This window comes from Candidatus Methanoprimaticola sp. MG2 (assembly GCF_047501175.1).
Lineage (GTDB): Archaea > Thermoplasmatota > Thermoplasmata > Methanomassiliicoccales > Methanomethylophilaceae > Methanoprimaticola.
The window spans coordinates 176,418-191,601 of the sequence record NZ_JBEQWH010000001.1; the positions used below are offsets into that span (position 1 = coordinate 176,418).

Genomic DNA, 15,184 nt, shown 5'->3' on the forward strand with positions numbered 1-15,184 from the left:
AGTGGACGCGTCGGGATCACAAGGACCGCCCATGATGTTGGAGATGAGAGAATGAATGTCAAGCATGTCACCGTGGCATGCGTCCTGCTCATCGCCGTGGCGGCGATAGGGGCGGGAGTGGTGCTCACGAACGGTGGCGACAACGATGTGACCACGGGTCCGTCGGTCCCGGAGACGCCGGACGTACCCGATACGCCGGACGTCCCGACCATCCCTTCCGACGGAAGGGTCCTCGTCGTGTACTTCTCCAAGACGGGGACCACGGAGGCGCAGGCTCAGCGCATCGCCGACCTGACCGGCGGCGACATACTCGAGATAGTGCCGACCGTGCCGTACCCGAGCGACTACTCCGCGACGACGGAGATCGCCCAGGAGGAGCTCAGGAACGACGTGCGTCCTGCGATCGACACTAAGGTCGAGGACATGGGGCAGTACGACACGATCGTCGTGGGGTACCCGATATGGTGGAATGCACCCCCGATGGCCGTGCTGACTTTCCTGGAGGACTACGACCTCATGGGGAAGACGGTCGTGACGTTCTGCACGAGCGGAGGAAGCTCGATATCGAACTCCACATCGTACATCGAGGGTTCTGCGGAAGGCGCGACGGTCATCGAGGGGCAGAGGATCACCCAGTCCACCGATGTCAGGTCGTGGCTGGACGGGCTCGGGCTGATCCCGGAGTGAGCGGAGGTGCATGATATGGATGGAAGAGGACTGGTGGCGTACTTTTCGGTGTCAGGGAACACCGAGGTAGTGGCGAAGGAGATAGCGAGGCAGACGGGATCGGACATAGTCGAGATCAGGCCCATCGTGCCATACACGGAGCCGTACGGCGAGCTGACCAAGAAGGCCAAGGTCGAGATATCGTCAGGATACAGGCCGGAGATAGAGAGGGTGGACATCGACGGGTACGATGTGGTGTTCGTCGGATCCCCCAACTGGTGGAGCACGGTGGCACCCCCGGTGCTCACGTTCCTGGAGGGCCATGACTTCAAGGACGTGACCGTGGCCCCGTTCGTGACGCACGGAGGGGGTGGCAAGGGTCATGCCGACAAGGATGTCGGAAAGGCATGCAACGCGTCCAGGATCACCGACATGCTGGCGGTCTCCGGCGGACGCAAGGACCCGGACGGGATATCGTCATGGGTCTCCGGGAACGGTCTCTGACGCCGTTCCGAATGATTCTTCCGAGCGGTCCTCCGTCCCGTCCCCGACGGGGCGGGACCGCGACACATTTCATCCTGTGGAAAGGCATCCGGAGCGTCTCGGAACGTGGGGGTATATAAGCGACGGAGCCGATATCCCTACGGGGATAACCATGGGAGCATTTCACATCAAGCCTACGAAGGATGGGAGGTTCATGTTCAACCTCCTGGCCAACAACCACAGGGTCATCAGCACGTCGCAGACCTACGCATCGGTGGAAAACGCCAAGGTCGGGATCGAGAGCGTCCGCAGGAACTGCTCCGTGCATGTGGAGGACCGGACCGTCGAGGGACACGAGGAGTTGAAGAACCCGAAGTACGAGGTATATCTGGATGCCGGAGGGAAGCCGAGGTTCAGGCTGAAGGCGTCCAACGGGGAGATCATCGTCGCATCCCAGGCCTACTCCGACAAGTCGTCCTGCATGAAGGGTATAAGGAGCATCGCCAGCCATGCCCCGGACGCGGAGGTCGTGGTGGACAGCGAGCCGGACGGGGAATGATGCGCCATGACCGTCCCCGCAGAAGTATCGATCGAATCATACGGCCGAGTCAGAGCACATCATTGATAATGGCCCTTAGAGATAAATACTAACGAAGTGAGCCGATAGACATGATTCCCGAGGAATGCAGGTGCAGGTTGCTCGAACTGATTAGGTACATAGGCGATCTGCATCAGGAGATAAGTTCTGAATGGGAATCATATGCGGCGTCTAACAACATAGAGCAGGTCAATCTGAAGAATAAGAAGGTTTGCGACATTCTAACGGAACGTTCGATAATCGAGGAGATCGAAGAATATCGTAGATTCTTGAACAAGATCGATTTCAACGAATTGTTCGTTTCGTACAATCAACCGGATTTCGAGACCAAGAGCAGAGTCAAGATGGCAAACTCCATCGAGGATAAGATCGACAGGTACAATGGACGCGAACATAAGGGAAAAGTGTCGATCAACAAGTGTTTCAACGACCTCTACGGAATAAGGGCGATCATAAACGTTGAGGCGACACACGAAGAGATATAGGATGTTCTATCTGGTCTGGACAATCTTCGGTGCGTCGATTCTTCGAAAAAGGATAAGGATGGGAAGTTGATATACATCGCAACGCACGTCTACTTCAAAGGCAGGGGCAACGAGTCGTTCAGATGGGAGTTGCAGATCTGGCAGGATCGTTTCCGTAAGTCCAACTATGAGTCCCATCTCAAGTATAAGCAGGAGTATACGGTTTGGGAGGGGGAATGAAAGATGGTGATACACTACATCATACTCAGCAGTTCCTACTCGACCCGTTCGCGCATAGCGTTGCACAGGCCATACCACGGGAGGATAGACTATTCCGAGGTCGGTCCCATCGTCTCCAGGATCGAGGGATGTTTCGGAGGCGCGACAGTCCAGATGGGGGTCCATATCATGCAGACCCGGTCCGATGACTGGGAGTCCGTCACGGAGGAGGATCCCTATTTCAAAGGCGTCAGGGTCATCGATTCTGTGGATGAGTTCATACGGCTGATCAAGATGGACGAGTTCCTGAGGGGGGTGGACGTGGCCAAATACATCCTCAAGACCGTCCCCTGCACGCACACGCGCGTCAACAAGCTGACTTACATGTGCTATGCGGACTACCTCTGCAGTACCGGCAGACGGATGTTCACGGATGACATATATGCGTTCACATACGGTCCCGTGGTTGAAACGGTATGGGACAGTCTGAAGGAGTTCGGGCATTCCGGAAGGGTGATCGCGTACAATGAGGAACTTGACGACAGTACGCAGATGGACATCTCGCCGAGCAGGATGTCCATTCGCAGTCGTATATTGTTCGCGGCGAACGGTGCTGAGATCCTTCATAGCATAGATGCCACTTTGAGAAGATTCGAGGATTTTCCCACAGGCGAGCTTGTGGACCTGACGCATCGCGAGATGACTCCATGGTCACTGACTGACCGGAGCTATAAATTCTCTAGGATCTCGGACGATCTCATCCTTGACTATCATCGCAATGAGTTGCCCTGGTTCACAGGTCAGTGATTGTCGACACTGTGCATATGGCGGGTCGCCGCTTTGCGATCGTCACAGTGATGCATGCCCACACTAGTTGTTCTGACGTGGTTTCGGTCCGTGGGATACTGACTGAGCGGAAGGTAGCATCTCGGGATGCGCGGCAGCCTCCGGATGCGGAACTCCCATGCATCGACGTCCAGCCGCTCCGATACCGTGTAGCTCTTCGGGATGAAACGGTTGGTCTCGTTGTCCACACGTCCGATGTATATGCGGTCGGATACGGGATGCTTCCTACCGGGCACCCGTCTGCTCGTTCCCTCGTAGAGGTATGTGTACCTTCCCTTGATTACGCGGACGATGTATGCCATGGGGTTGCAGTATCATCTTTGAATATTAAGCATGATTGCCGTCAGCGAAACGATGTCGATGTAGTTACCACGGAACATACAAACGTATCAGATTATGTCATTCAATTGTGGTTTTTCCATATAGTTTTAAATACACAATCGTGACCTCACCCGTTTCACGGGAAGGGGCCGAGGAGAGTGAGAAGAATGACCATGATCAAGTATCAGCACGTGGACCGCATCGACTCCGACAACACCGACGGGCTCCTCGACGGGACCTGTCACATCTATCCGAAGATGGACGGCTCCAACATGTGCGCCTATCTCGAGGACGGGAAGGTCTGCACCATGAGCAGGAACCGCGTCATAGAGGTCCCCGAGCCCTTCGCGAGGTTCGTGGAGGGCAACCCGGGGATCGGGGAGCTCCTCCGGGCGTTCCCGGGACTGAGGCTCTACGGGGAGTGGATGGTGCCCCATACCATCCGTTCCTATGTGGGGGAGACCTGGAACCGCTGGTTTGTCTTCGACGTGACCGCGGAGGACGGGGATGCCGCATACGCGTATGAGTTGGACGGGGAGCGGAGGGTCCTGGAGGTCGCCGGGAGGACGTACATCCCCTATGAGGAGTACGAGCCGATCCTGAGGTCGTACGGGATCGACAGCATCCCGCCGATCGCGATCGTCGAGAACCCCACGATGGAGGTCCTAGGAAGGATGGCGGACGAGGATGCCACGTTCATGATGGCCGAGGGCTCCGGAGAGGGGATCGTCGTCAAGAGGTACGACTTCGTCAACAGGTACGGGAGGACCGAGTGGGCGAAGGTGATAAACTCCGAGTACTCCCGGAAGAGGATCGTCAGGTGCAACCGCGGCGAGGGCACCATCGAGAGGGACATCACGGACAGGTACGTCACCCCGGACCTGGTGTCGAAGGAGTGCGCGAAGATCGTCGAGGCCACCGGTACCGACAGCGGCATCCAGGGGAGGCTGCTCAGCACCGTCTACCATTGTCTGGTGACGGAGTTCATGTGGGACGCGGTGAAGAGGTTCGGGAACCCCACCGTGGACTTCAAGGCCCTGAGGAGAGAGTGCGACATAGCCGTGAAGGAGGCCCGTCCGGAGATCTTCGGACTGAGGCTCGTCTGAACGGGGACGCGTCCGGCGTGAAACGGAACTCCGCGCCGGATGCCGACAAACCATTTGTCCCGGGTCGGAACCCGGGACGTCTCCACTCGCGCTCCATGGAGTCGATGAATGCGGATGCGAACAGGGGATAGTGCTCGAGGCCATCCTCGTCCACGTGTACATCCCCCCTCTCGAACATTATGCGGCGCTCCACCTGGGGATAGCGGGAGACCTTGGATATGGACGGTGCGGACCGATCCTTATCGGACTTGACCTCGATAACCGCCAGTTCCAGACCCAGTTCGATGACGAAGTCCAGCTCCATCATGTCACTTCCGCTGTTCACCCTGTAGTAGTGCAGGGCATGACCGGCCTTCATCAGGCATTCCGCCACCGCATTCTCCATCAGCGCCCCCATGTTGAAACGGTCGTCCCCGTCGTACACGGCGACCATCGCCCTGTTCCCCATCATGTTTATCAGCATACCGGTGTCGGACATGTACACACGGAACTGGTCACGATCGCTGTTCGTCTCCAGCGGGATATCGAGGGACCTCAGGCGATGACAGTAGTTCCCTATCCCGGACCTCTCGATCCAGAGCATGTTGTCGGAGTACATCCTCGCCGCGGACCTGGATCCGCTGCCGTCCACTCTGGAGTACATGAACTTCTTGTTGGTGTCGGACAGCTGGGACGGGATGGAATCGAGGCATCTGGCTATCTTCATTCCATTGACCCCGTCGTTGTACTTCATCATGTCCTGACGGTCGGTCTCGATTATGTCCGACACGATGGATGATGCGGACGAGTAGTTCCCTTCCTTCACGAATTGGGAGACGGCGGCGGGCATTCCGCCGACGATCATGAAGTCCCTGAAATGGCCGTTCAACGCGTCGAGGTACGCTGTGCCGAGAGGTTCCTTGTTTTTGATCTTCGAACGTATCTCGTCGATGATCCCGTCCGTGATGTCCCTGGCCCACAGGAACTCCTCGAAGTCGAGGGAGTACATGCGCATGTGCTCCTCGTACCCGACAGGGAGGACTGGCATCCTCCCGTCCTTCGGATCGTGCACGACATCTATCAGCGATCCGGACGCTATGACATCGTAGCGGCCGTCCAGAGAGAACGACTTCAGGGACTCCCTGGCTCTGGGACAGCTCTGGATCTCGTCCATGAAGATGATCGTCTTATGGGGGACTAGGTCCATGAATCCGCGGTACACTCCGATCGCCTTGATGATGGAGTCCGCGTCGAGGCTTCCGGAGAATGCGTTGCGCATCATCTCGTCCTTGCTAAGGTCCATGTAGATGTAATGCTCGTAGTTTTCTCTGGCGAACAGATCGATGATGAAGGTCTTCCCCACCTGGCGCTGCCCCTTCACCAGCAGGCATTTGTGGCCTTTGCGGGTTTTCCAGTCCAGCAGCCTCTGGTAGGCTTTCCTCCTCAACATGCCAGCGATATGGTTGCGATATGATATGAATTTTTATTAGCTGAATTATCTGCATCAATGCAGAAAAATCAGCTGATTTTTCAGCATCAATGCAGGTTTATTAGCTAATATTTCAGCATAACATATGATGCATACTGCTTGGGCCCATCCGCATAAGGGCCGCCCCCGTGGCTGGGGGCGGATGGGGGTCAGAGGTTCTCCGCGACCCACTTCTGGACGGCCTCGGAGACCGTCCTGATGTTCTCGGCATCGAGCATGTTTGACAGTCCAGCCATCTCCACGGCCTGCACGTAACCGTGAACGCCGTTCTGCTCGGTAAGAGCCAGATACACGGATTCCGCATGCCCGTAGTCCTCGGACGCCATGACGAACAGCTCCAGCGCGTTCATCGCTGACGTGACGTAACTGACGTAGTACATCGGGATGTCGAACAGGTGGTGGACGCTCTGCCATGTGTATCCTGCTCCGAGGCCGTACTTGTCCCTGGTGACCCCGTGCTCCTTGGCCATCTCGGAGTATGTGGATGTGAGCATCTCGACCGTGAGCTCGGTGCCTTCCGCCTCCGTCTCGTAGGCCCACAGCTCGAACTCGGAGTACAGCGCACCCGTGACGACCACGCCGCTCATTGTCGAGAGCTGTGCGGCGACGAGCGCCCTGCCGTCATCCCCGAAGACCCTCTCGGCATTGACCATCACCAGTGCCTCCAGTCCCTGGGAGTGGATCTCGCTGACGTCGTAGCAGGTCGAGGGGCTCAGGTTCAGTCCGAAGTTCGCCGAATGCCCGAACTCGTGGGTGACGGTCATCGGTGTGCTCCAGTCTTTCGGCATGACGTACATCAGTGAGCCGTGGTTCACGGGGAGGTCGGTGGAGTATCCCATGTCGAGCTGTCCGTCGACCGATTCCACATATAACGTGCCGTTGCGGACCATCCAGTCCAGGTATGCTTCGTACTCAGGTCCGAGGTCCTCGATCACCGGCGATATCGCCTTGACGATGTCGTCGCATCCCATGTCCTTCAGGTCGCCCAGGGTGTCGGACGACAGCGTGTCATCCTCGGATATGACGGCCTTCACGTATGTCCATGTGTCGAAGGCCGGTCCGAGGTTTCCGATCATCGTCTTGGCCTGTTCAGGGGTGTACTCCCTGCCGTATTCGTCCACGTACTCCATGTCGGCGTAGCAGTGGTATCCGTGCGTCTCCGCCAGGTCGTTGTTCACGCCCACGAGGTCTATGTAGACCTCGGTGGCATCGTCCATCTGGAGGCGATAGACGTTCCCGCAGATCAGGGTCCTCTCTTCATCGGTGAGAGTGGTGCTCTCCTTCGCCGATGCGATCGTCCATGTGTTCCCGTCCCCGTCGGTCCAGCTGTACTCCTTGGCCATTATGGCATCGTATTCCGCAGCGAGCCTCGTGGACTCCTGGCTCAGCGACCTCTGCTCGTCCGTCAGGTCCACGTATCCGAGATATTCGGAGGTACTCTTCCCGAAGGATTCCACGACATCGGTGACCGTTCCCGAGTGATCCCCGTCCAGGGCGTCCCTGATGTCCGATCTGAACATGTCCTCCGCATCGTCCAGAGCGGATTTCCAATCGACGTATTGCTCATTCATGCCGAGCGGGTCGAAGCAGTAGTCCAGGTAGGCGAACCAGTACTGTTGGACGACCTTGTGATATGCTTTGAACGCATCTTCCGTCGCATCGACGACGTCAGATGATTGGGACGATGCATCGTCCGCGATGGAATCGAACCTTTCCATAACGACGGAGAACTCGTCGATGGCCTCCTGTGCGGTCTTGTATGTGCGGTCCTCGTCGGTCATCTCCGTGGGGAAGACGCGCATCCCGTCGTCCTCGTCCTGTCCGTAGAGGGCGAACGAGCATGCCAGGAGGACCGCTATCACGACCGCCGCGGCGGCGATCGTCGCGATGTTGGATCTCTTCATGGGGATGTCATCGGGATGTGTACTTAATAGGGAACGGGAGCGGTGCCGATGCCAAGGGTCCCGAAGTCCTCATCGCGGGATGTCCAGCTGAGGAGGGGTATGCCGTACTCCTCTGCGATCATCCCGACATCGTTCCTTCTGGATTGCGACAGATCCCTGTCGTCGATGATGGCACAGATCCTGGGGGTCACATGCCGCAGCTCTTCGCGCATGAACACCATGCGCGCCATGCTCTGGACATCTGGGCTGGTTATCGACTGCAGCAGTGTCGGGGCGTCCGTGATGCGCCTGGATATTGTGAAGTCTACGGTCAGGCTCACACCGCTGCGACCGGTGAAGCGCACATCCCGCACTCCGGGAACGGATCTAGAGCCCAGCCAATCGCCCACGTCCGACTGGAACATCGATTTGCTCCTCGGGCTCGCCAGGATGTGCATGTCCGTGATGCGCATGATCGCATTGAGGAGGTCGTTCTTTTTGGATGCGAAGGACAGCGGGTCGTTCGGCCTCACATCGACATACAGCGAGCCATCATCGGATTCGGATACACCGTTCACGTTGAGTATGGTCTCCAATATCCTTTTGCGCCTGTCCGTGTCCATGGGGCAACCGCTCTGCTCGAGATTCATTATGGTGTGGCCGTCATCCGTCAGCCGTATCCTGTCACCGGACTTGATCGCGTATATCTGTATCCCATCATTGTGTCTGTCCATGAACGGGGTGTTTATCTCCACGGCATCGTCGTCGATGGGACGGATGACGGTGTTGTCGCGCATCCAGTTCCAGTATTCGTCTATGAGAACTTTGACATCGTCGATCAGACATATTCGGATTCCTCTCGATTATTATGCAGTGGATTGCGGTTTTATGATATCAAAATGACTATTGATATTATATGGACTCATGAGGTATGAACATAGGGGGTGTTCATACCAGAGTGAATTTTCTGCTTTGGATCATTGATAGTTTATTTTTTGAAAGTTAGATGATCTGATTGAGGCTGGGCTGTGGATGTTTGGTTATAAGCAACTCATTGCATCAATCATGGTATCAGGAGAGGTCACGGTTCGTGGTCTGATTAGAGTTTATATCATCCTTCGATAATGATACCGTGATGTATACGGGCTTGAAACTTTCGGAACTCATCCTTTCTGAAACAAAAATCCCGATGGGGGCCGAGCAGATATGGGCGTATGCTGTTGAGAAAGGGTATGACAAACAATGTGGGGTGTCTGGTAAGACTCCTTGGCGTACCCTTCAGGCACAGATGTATGTCAATATCCGTGATAGGTCGGACTCTAAGTTCGTCCAAGTATCATCCAAGCCTCCGATGTTCGGATTAAAGGACTTGACCTATGTACGCAATATCGAACCAAAGGAAAAGTCTACTAAGTTCAGGGAGCGTGATCTACATCCGCTTCTTGTTGCATATCTTGATGGAGATCAGCGTTTCAAGGGGCATACCAAGACGATACATCACGAGAACTCTACCAAGTCTAAGAAAAATTCTGAGAAATGGATGCACCCCGACCTGGTTTCGGTTCATTTTCCATTTGAGGACTTGGATGGGGATACTGTGGAACTTGCCAGAAATTGTGGGCAGTCCAGTACAACTCTATATTCGTTCGAGATGAAAATATCTATCACGGGGTCGAATGTGAGGGAGTATTTCTTTCAGGCCGTTTCCAATTCTAGTTGGGCGAATGAGGGCTATCTCGTGGCACTCGAGTATTCAGAGGAAGCATTGGAGCAACTATCCCGTCTATGTCCGTCCTTTGGGATTGGAGCCATACGGCTTAATGTGTCCGACGTACACCAATCAGAGGTATTGATATCTGCTAGTGAAAGGGAATTTTTGGATTTTGGAATCATTGACGATCTATTGGTGATAAATCATGATTTCAAGAATTTTATCAGATCAATCAATGACTCGATGAAGACACAGCGCATTATAAAGACGGACTATGACATCGTAATGTCTGATGAAGATCTCAATGAGTATCTGGCTCAGAAGAATATCAGCATATGATGCAGAGGTCAACTACGGCTTGATTTTGCGATCTTCCCGTTCGATACGATGCTCAATCCCTCAGACACGACAGCGGGATGACATGGACCCCATCCTCCCTGGTGTACGCCGCACCGTCCGCGGTGACCACAGCGAGGAACGACGGGGGCCTCATGCCCTCGGGATCCACCTTGTCCTTCAGCGCCATCAGGTTCCTGGCGGCCTCGTCCGCCCAGGAATCGTTCAGCTTGACCTCGATTGCACCCCATCTGCCCCTCGGCAGATGGACGATAGCATCCACCTCGAGCCCGTTCTTGTCACGGTAGTGGCACACGTGCCCGTCCATGGTCTGCGCATACACTCTCAGGTCGCGGACGACCATGGTCTCGAACAGGAGTCCGAACGTGTTGGGGTCGGATATGAGGTCGTCCGGTCCCGCATCGAGGAAGTACGCCGCGATCGCCGGATCGGTGAGATGCCTGGTCTCCGATGTGCGGATGGCGGTCTTGGACCTCAGCTGGGGGCTCCACGCCTGCAGATTGTCGGTGATGCATATGTTCTGGAGGGCGTTGAGGTGCTTGTGCAACGTGTTGATGCTTATCGCCGTCCCGCCCTGGTTCATGTCCGCCAGGATGTTGGTCGCGGACATCTCCGATGCCGAGGCCCTTGACAGGGACCTCAGCAGCGAGCGCATGACCCTGTTGCTGCCCTTCGAACTTCTCTTGGCATTCGTAGATGCCCCATCCCGGTCATCGTACGCGTCCAGGTCGTAGTCATGGTCGATGATGGCGTTGCAGTACCCCTCGAGCTTCCTGTACGCATCCCTGCCGTCCAAGTTTATGCTGTCCGGCCATCCTCCGTGGACGAGGTGCTCCGCCATGCCCTCGAACCCGTATTCGGGCAGGCCCGATACGGAATCCGCCCCGTCGAACAATCCGGACAGGCTCACGTCACCGGTGGACAGACCGGATTCCCAGAGGCTCATGGTCCTCATCTTCAGTCTGCTGATGCGACCTGCACCGGAGTGGTCGATCTCATCGTCGTTGATCATCTTGGACCCGGTCAGGATGAAGAGGCCATGATCCTTCCTCTTATCGATCTGGTACCTTGCGGCATCCCAGATCTCGGGGATCTTCTGCCACTCGTCCACCAGCACCGGGGTCCCTCCTCTCAGGAGGAGCGACGGGTCCAGGTTGGCCATGCTCCTGTACCGGTTGTACTGCTTCCTGTCCTGGAGGTATATCCCGCTCTCGGCGACCCTCTCTGCGGTGGTGGTCTTCCCGCACCACTTCGGACCCGTGATGACGACGCCTCCGAACAGGCGCATATGGTCCTTCAGGACACCGTCCATCAGGCGGGGCATGTAATCCGGGTCGTTGTTGATCGCCATGGTTGGTGATATGTCTGGATATATATTAATTGGTAGAGTTGGCTATTGTATGAGTGGTAGAGTTGGCTGTAATATATGTGGTTGATCCGGCCATGCATATCGTGGTAGAGTCGGAGATTACGATTGTGACTACACTGTAGTCACAATTCGATATCGGATGGAGGATTGCAGTTTCCGAGAGCAGTTTCGGATCATGGGGGCATTCATCGGGAAAGTATGTGGGTTCGATCGATGCTGCCATTTCCAGGATCGGAGATGGTCCGATGAACGGTGGACCCTGCGCCCTATCATGGCAGGTCCATCACGCGTTCCACGAAGGGCCTCCAGGCAGTCATGCTTTCTCTTCCGGATGATCATCCGAGCGCTCCAGACAAGACCAGCTTTAAGACGGCATGACGATTGCACCCCATGAAGAGATCCAACATCAAGCTTGCCACGATAGCGGCGATCGCCATCGTGGCCATCCTCGTCGGGTCGTTCATCCTTTATGGACAGGATGACGGTCCGCACGATGACATGCGCACGTTCCCGACGGAGATGACGGATGCCGACCGCTCATACACATCCCCGGAGGAGGCGACGGAGACGTTCGATGCCGCCATGAGGGACCTCGACTCCGTTCTGAACGACGGTTCCTCTCAGCCGGGGGATGTCGCGGAGGCCACGCGGAATGCGTTCATCGCATACAACAGCCTGAGCCAGCAGCGCGACTTCGCTCATCTCGACTACTGCTTCGATCCGTTCGGCATGAGGGAGGAGCACCTCGGATGGGAATCCGCCCTGGACGATGCGACGGACGCGTTCAACTCGGGAATCAGGGATGCCCTGAACGGGGAGCACTCGGAGACGGTCGCCGATGTCGTGAGGTCCTTCGGGAAGAGGACCTCCGAGTACCTGGGTTACACGGACCTGACGGACGAGCAAAGATCCCTGACGGACGAGCGCTCCGAGTTGATCTCTGTCTACAACGACATCATCTCGACGGACTACACATGGACCGATCCCGAAGGCCGCACCTGGACGTTCGACTCCGCTTACGACAGCACTGTGTTGACCGATCCCGAGAAGATGGAGATATGCCAGAACATCCACCGTCTCCAGATGGACGATGCCACCGAGGTCTACATAGACATAGTCCGTGTGAACAACGACCTGGCGGAGACGTACGGGTACCATTGTTATGCGGACATGGAGTACAAGGTGGAGTACGGAAGGGAGTATTCCACCAAGGATGCCGAGATGCTGTTCGAGGACCTGGGACCGGCCCTGGAGCTGCGCAACGAGCTGTTCGAGATCATCGATGGGGACGAGACCCTGTCGTCCGATACCCTGGACCGTCTCGCGGAGATGGAGGGCAGGGACATCATCGAGGCCATATCGCCGGTGATCGAGGACCTCGGGCCGGAGTACAAGGGGTACCTGGACTGGATGGTCCGCAACGGCACCATATTCCTGGAGTCCGTCGAGGGGCAGCTCAACATGGGCTATTCGACGGAGCTCGCGGTGAACCACGGCTCCCTGATGTACGTGGTGCCCGGGAGCTGGGGTGTGCCCATGACCGTCACCCACGAGTTCGGGCATTCGGCGAACGCGGGGCTGAACATGTTCCCCTCGGAGTGCTACGACGTCAGCGAGATCCACTCCCAGGGGCTGGAGGCGCTGGTGATGGTCAACGCGGAGAGGGTCTTCGGGGAGGATGCCAGGGCCCTGGTGGCATCGCAGATGCTCAAGATGCTGACCTCGGTCAACATGGGCGCCTTGCGCTCGGACTTCGAGCTCTGGGCGTACGAGACGGAGGCGGAAGGCACCGAGCTTACGGTCGATACGGTCAACTCCTCCTACGCCAGGATGGCGGAGGAGCACGGCATCGATGTGGACGCGTACGGCCTGGGTGCGGGATACTCGTGGCAGAGCGTCCACCACCTGTTCGACGTCCCGATGTACTATGTCAGCTATGTCACATCATCGATGAACGCGCTGGAGCTGTTCGTCATGGCGTCCGAGGACTACGGGCATGCGGAATCCGTGTATCTGGCTCTTACCGAGCAGAACGGCGTGCACGGTTATGTGCAGGCCGTGGAGATGGCTGGACTGTCGAACATGCTCGACGGCAGGAACGTGGAGGCCGTGATGGCATCCGTCGGCGAGTGGATCGAGGAGAACCTCTGACCGTCGCATCATGCCGCCATGCATGAGGATTTGTGCATGGCGGTCAACCTTTTTCGATTCTGTTGGGCGTTCGGATTATATGCGGTGCAGAACAATTCTACAATTGCCGATTTGGATGTCTGGGTATGTTCAGATTGGTAGAGTTAGCTGCGGTTTTGTTGGTAGAGTTGGCTATGGATTTCCTGGTAGGGTTGGATTCGTGTCAACAGTGTTGACACAATCTAACACGATATGGAGGGGCGGTCAGGAACTATATGAGAGATGTCAGCCCCCACATACTGTCAAGCATAGCAGAATGTTGAAAAACAGTACGTCTCAGTCCCCTAGTCAATGATCCAACAACCAATCTACGATGTTCCTATGGATGATGCCGTTCCTTCCCCTGTCCAACGAGTCCATCGACAGCACATGCTTCGGGAAGTTGTCCCCGATCGATTCCAACGAACGGAATTCCCGCTCGACAGTGGACTCTGAGGCCAACAGATACGACACCTGGTAGTATTCGGTGACCTTCCCCCTGGTGGCCACGAAATCGACCTCCAGTCCGTCGTTCCTGCCGATACACACATCGTATCCTCTGAACCTCAGTTCATTGTACACAATGTTCTCCAGCACCTGGTCTATGGACAGGGAGTTGCTCATCCCGTTGGCCTCCCTCATCCCCAGGTCGGTCATGTAGTACTTGTGGTCTATCCTCAGGATCTCCCTGCCGCGGATGTCCTTCCGGGGGACCCTCGAGAGGAACATCGCATCCTCCGCGGCATCGAGATATTCCAGGATGGAATCCGCGGAGGCCTTCTTGCCCTGACTCCTGAGATAGTTACCCACGTTGGTCGAGTTGACCACATGTCCAATCTCTGACATCGCGTACCCGAGGATCTCCTTCAACGCCATGGTGTTCCTGATCCCCTTCCTGCCGGCGATGTCGTTGATCACGACGGAATCGTACATGGCCGTGAGCATGGAGTCGGTCATGAGGGGGTCGTATCCGTTCATCACGATCAGCGGCATCCCGCCGTGATGAAGGTACAGGTCGAAGAGCTCCTCCACGGTGCGTGATCCCCTGCGCATCCTCTCCACTCCGACGACCTCCGAGAACGAGAATGGCAGGATGCCGATCTCCACGTATCTTCCGGCAAGATGGGTGGCCATCTCCCCGGACAGCATCTTGGAGCTGGAGCCCGTGATGTATATGTCCGCATCGAGGTCGGTGAGCATCGCACGCACGCAGGTATGCCAGCCGTCGAGGTTCTGGATCTCGTCCAGGAACACGTGCACATGACCTTTGCCGGAGGCCCATGATGCGATGGAATCGTACATGTCGTCGGCATCCTTGAAGCGGGGGGTGTTCCTGGATTCCAGGTCGTACTTCAGGATCCTGTCATCGGGTACTCCTCCGGATATGAGTTCGGACATCATCTGGTCCATGATGGTGGACTTCCCACAGCGTCTCATCCCGGTGATGACCTTCACCACGTCCTTACCGATGAACGGACGTATCCGGGAGAGATAGGATTCCCTGACATACGTGTTCTTTCCCAT

Annotated in this window: 14 protein-coding genes; 8 read left to right on the top strand and 6 right to left on the bottom strand. The window is 56.4% G+C overall.

Annotated features, from left to right (window positions below):
• The first annotated feature begins 51 nt into the window (after positions 1 to 51).
• The 5 genes from V5D86_RS00805 to V5D86_RS00825 all read left to right on the top strand — a co-directional run bounded on the left by V5D86_RS00805 (position 52) and on the right by V5D86_RS00825 (position 3,237).
• Positions 52 to 687 (top strand): flavodoxin, encoded by a 636-nt coding sequence (locus tag V5D86_RS00805; RefSeq protein ID WP_414594798.1) that lies wholly within the window; start codon positions 52 to 54, stop codon positions 685 to 687.
• A 15-nt stretch (positions 688 to 702) separates the two neighbouring features.
• Entirely contained in the window at positions 703 to 1,170 is a 468-nt protein-coding gene (locus V5D86_RS00810) for a flavodoxin (protein ID WP_414594799.1), read from the top strand.
• A gap of 151 nt (positions 1,171 to 1,321) precedes the next feature.
• Positions 1,322 to 1,708: a YegP family protein gene (locus V5D86_RS00815; RefSeq protein ID WP_414594800.1), complete on the top strand. Its 387-nt coding sequence runs from the start codon at positions 1,322 to 1,324 to the stop codon at positions 1,706 to 1,708.
• 110 nt (positions 1,709 to 1,818) lie between these two features.
• Positions 1,819 to 2,232, top strand: a complete 414-nt coding sequence (locus V5D86_RS00820) for a hypothetical protein (RefSeq protein WP_414594801.1) — start codon at positions 1,819 to 1,821, stop codon at positions 2,230 to 2,232.
• 222 nt (positions 2,233 to 2,454) lie between these two features.
• Positions 2,455 to 3,237, top strand: a complete 783-nt coding sequence (locus V5D86_RS00825) for a Panacea domain-containing protein (protein WP_414594802.1) — start codon at positions 2,455 to 2,457, stop codon at positions 3,235 to 3,237.
• On the opposite strand, the gene V5D86_RS00830 is transcribed toward V5D86_RS00825, so the two are convergent.
• Positions 3,231 to 3,578 carry a hypothetical protein gene (locus V5D86_RS00830; RefSeq protein ID WP_414594803.1) on the bottom strand — a complete coding sequence of 116 codons (348 nt, stop codon included), beginning with the start codon at positions 3,576 to 3,578 and terminating at the stop codon, positions 3,231 to 3,233. The genes V5D86_RS00825 and V5D86_RS00830 overlap by 7 nt on opposite strands.
• Before the next feature lie 186 nt (positions 3,579 to 3,764).
• Between V5D86_RS00830 and V5D86_RS00835 the strand changes: the two genes are divergently transcribed.
• A complete protein-coding gene (locus V5D86_RS00835) occupies positions 3,765 to 4,703 on the top strand; it encodes an RNA ligase family protein (RefSeq protein WP_414594804.1) in 939 nt (312 codons plus the stop codon).
• Here V5D86_RS00835 and V5D86_RS00840 read toward each other — a convergent pair.
• From V5D86_RS00840 to V5D86_RS00850, 3 genes are all read right to left on the bottom strand, one after another.
• A complete protein-coding gene (locus V5D86_RS00840; RefSeq protein ID WP_414594805.1) occupies positions 4,627 to 6,132 on the bottom strand; it encodes an ATP-binding protein in 1,506 nt (501 codons plus the stop codon). The two genes, V5D86_RS00835 and V5D86_RS00840, sit on opposite strands and share 77 nt — an antisense overlap.
• Before the next feature lie 188 nt (positions 6,133 to 6,320).
• Positions 6,321 to 8,075 (bottom strand): hypothetical protein, encoded by a 1,755-nt coding sequence (locus V5D86_RS00845; protein ID WP_414594806.1) that lies wholly within the window; start codon positions 8,073 to 8,075, stop codon positions 6,321 to 6,323.
• Positions 8,076 to 8,098: 23 nt separating this feature from the next.
• On the bottom strand, positions 8,099 to 8,851 hold the full coding sequence (locus tag V5D86_RS00850; protein WP_414594807.1) for a DUF1828 domain-containing protein: 753 nt from the start codon (positions 8,849 to 8,851) through the stop codon (positions 8,099 to 8,101).
• Positions 8,852 to 9,189: 338 nt separating this feature from the next.
• On the opposite strand from V5D86_RS00850, the gene V5D86_RS00855 reads away from it, so the two are divergent.
• Positions 9,190 to 10,104, top strand: a complete 915-nt coding sequence (locus V5D86_RS00855; RefSeq protein ID WP_414594808.1) for an HTH domain-containing protein — start codon at positions 9,190 to 9,192, stop codon at positions 10,102 to 10,104.
• Between the two features lie 52 nt (positions 10,105 to 10,156).
• Here the strand turns inward: V5D86_RS00855 and V5D86_RS00860 are convergent, their stop codons facing one another.
• Positions 10,157 to 11,473, bottom strand: coding sequence for an ATP-binding protein (locus tag V5D86_RS00860; RefSeq protein WP_414594809.1), 1,317 nt, complete (start codon positions 11,471 to 11,473; stop codon positions 10,157 to 10,159).
• Between the two features lie 408 nt (positions 11,474 to 11,881).
• Here V5D86_RS00860 and V5D86_RS00865 point away from each other — a divergent pair, with 408 nt between their 5' ends.
• A complete protein-coding gene (locus V5D86_RS00865) occupies positions 11,882 to 13,642 on the top strand; it encodes a hypothetical protein (protein WP_414594810.1) in 1,761 nt (586 codons plus the stop codon).
• A gap of 327 nt (positions 13,643 to 13,969) precedes the next feature.
• Here the strand turns inward: V5D86_RS00865 and V5D86_RS00870 are convergent, their stop codons facing one another.
• The gene (locus tag V5D86_RS00870; protein WP_414594811.1) at positions 13,970 to 15,184 is read right to left on the bottom strand and encodes an ATP-binding protein; all 1,215 of its coding nucleotides are present in this window, start codon (positions 15,182 to 15,184) and stop codon (positions 13,970 to 13,972) included.

Bases quoted from the DNA above. Each gene is read 5' to 3' on its own strand.
- V5D86_RS00830 (WP_414594803.1), bottom strand. From the start codon at position 3,578: ATGGCATACATCGTCCGCGTAATCAAGGGAAGGTACACATACCTCTAC.
- V5D86_RS00845 (WP_414594806.1), bottom strand. From the start codon at position 8,075: ATGAAGAGATCCAACATCGCGACGATCGCCGCCGCGGCGGTCGTGATA.
- V5D86_RS00815 (WP_414594800.1), top strand. From the start codon at position 1,322: ATGGGAGCATTTCACATCAAGCCTACGAAGGATGGGAGGTTCATGTTC.
- V5D86_RS00850 (WP_414594807.1), bottom strand. From the start codon at position 8,851: ATGCGCGACAACACCGTCATCCGTCCCATCGACGACGATGCCGTGGAG.
- V5D86_RS00860 (WP_414594809.1), bottom strand. From the start codon at position 11,473: ATGGCGATCAACAACGACCCGGATTACATGCCCCGCCTGATGGACGGT.
- V5D86_RS00825 (WP_414594802.1), top strand. From the start codon at position 2,455: ATGGTGATACACTACATCATACTCAGCAGTTCCTACTCGACCCGTTCG.
- V5D86_RS00840 (WP_414594805.1), bottom strand. From the start codon at position 6,132: ATGTTGAGGAGGAAAGCCTACCAGAGGCTGCTGGACTGGAAAACCCGC.
- V5D86_RS00820 (WP_414594801.1), top strand. From the start codon at position 1,819: ATGATTCCCGAGGAATGCAGGTGCAGGTTGCTCGAACTGATTAGGTAC.
- V5D86_RS00865 (WP_414594810.1), top strand. From the start codon at position 11,882: ATGAAGAGATCCAACATCAAGCTTGCCACGATAGCGGCGATCGCCATC.
- V5D86_RS00805 (WP_414594798.1), top strand. From the start codon at position 52: ATGAATGTCAAGCATGTCACCGTGGCATGCGTCCTGCTCATCGCCGTG.
- V5D86_RS00870 (WP_414594811.1), bottom strand. From the start codon at position 15,184: ATGGGAAAGAACACGTATGTCAGGGAATCCTATCTCTCCCGGATACGT.
- V5D86_RS00835 (WP_414594804.1), top strand. From the start codon at position 3,765: ATGACCATGATCAAGTATCAGCACGTGGACCGCATCGACTCCGACAAC.
- V5D86_RS00855 (WP_414594808.1), top strand. From the start codon at position 9,190: ATGTATACGGGCTTGAAACTTTCGGAACTCATCCTTTCTGAAACAAAA.
- V5D86_RS00810 (WP_414594799.1), top strand. From the start codon at position 703: ATGGATGGAAGAGGACTGGTGGCGTACTTTTCGGTGTCAGGGAACACC.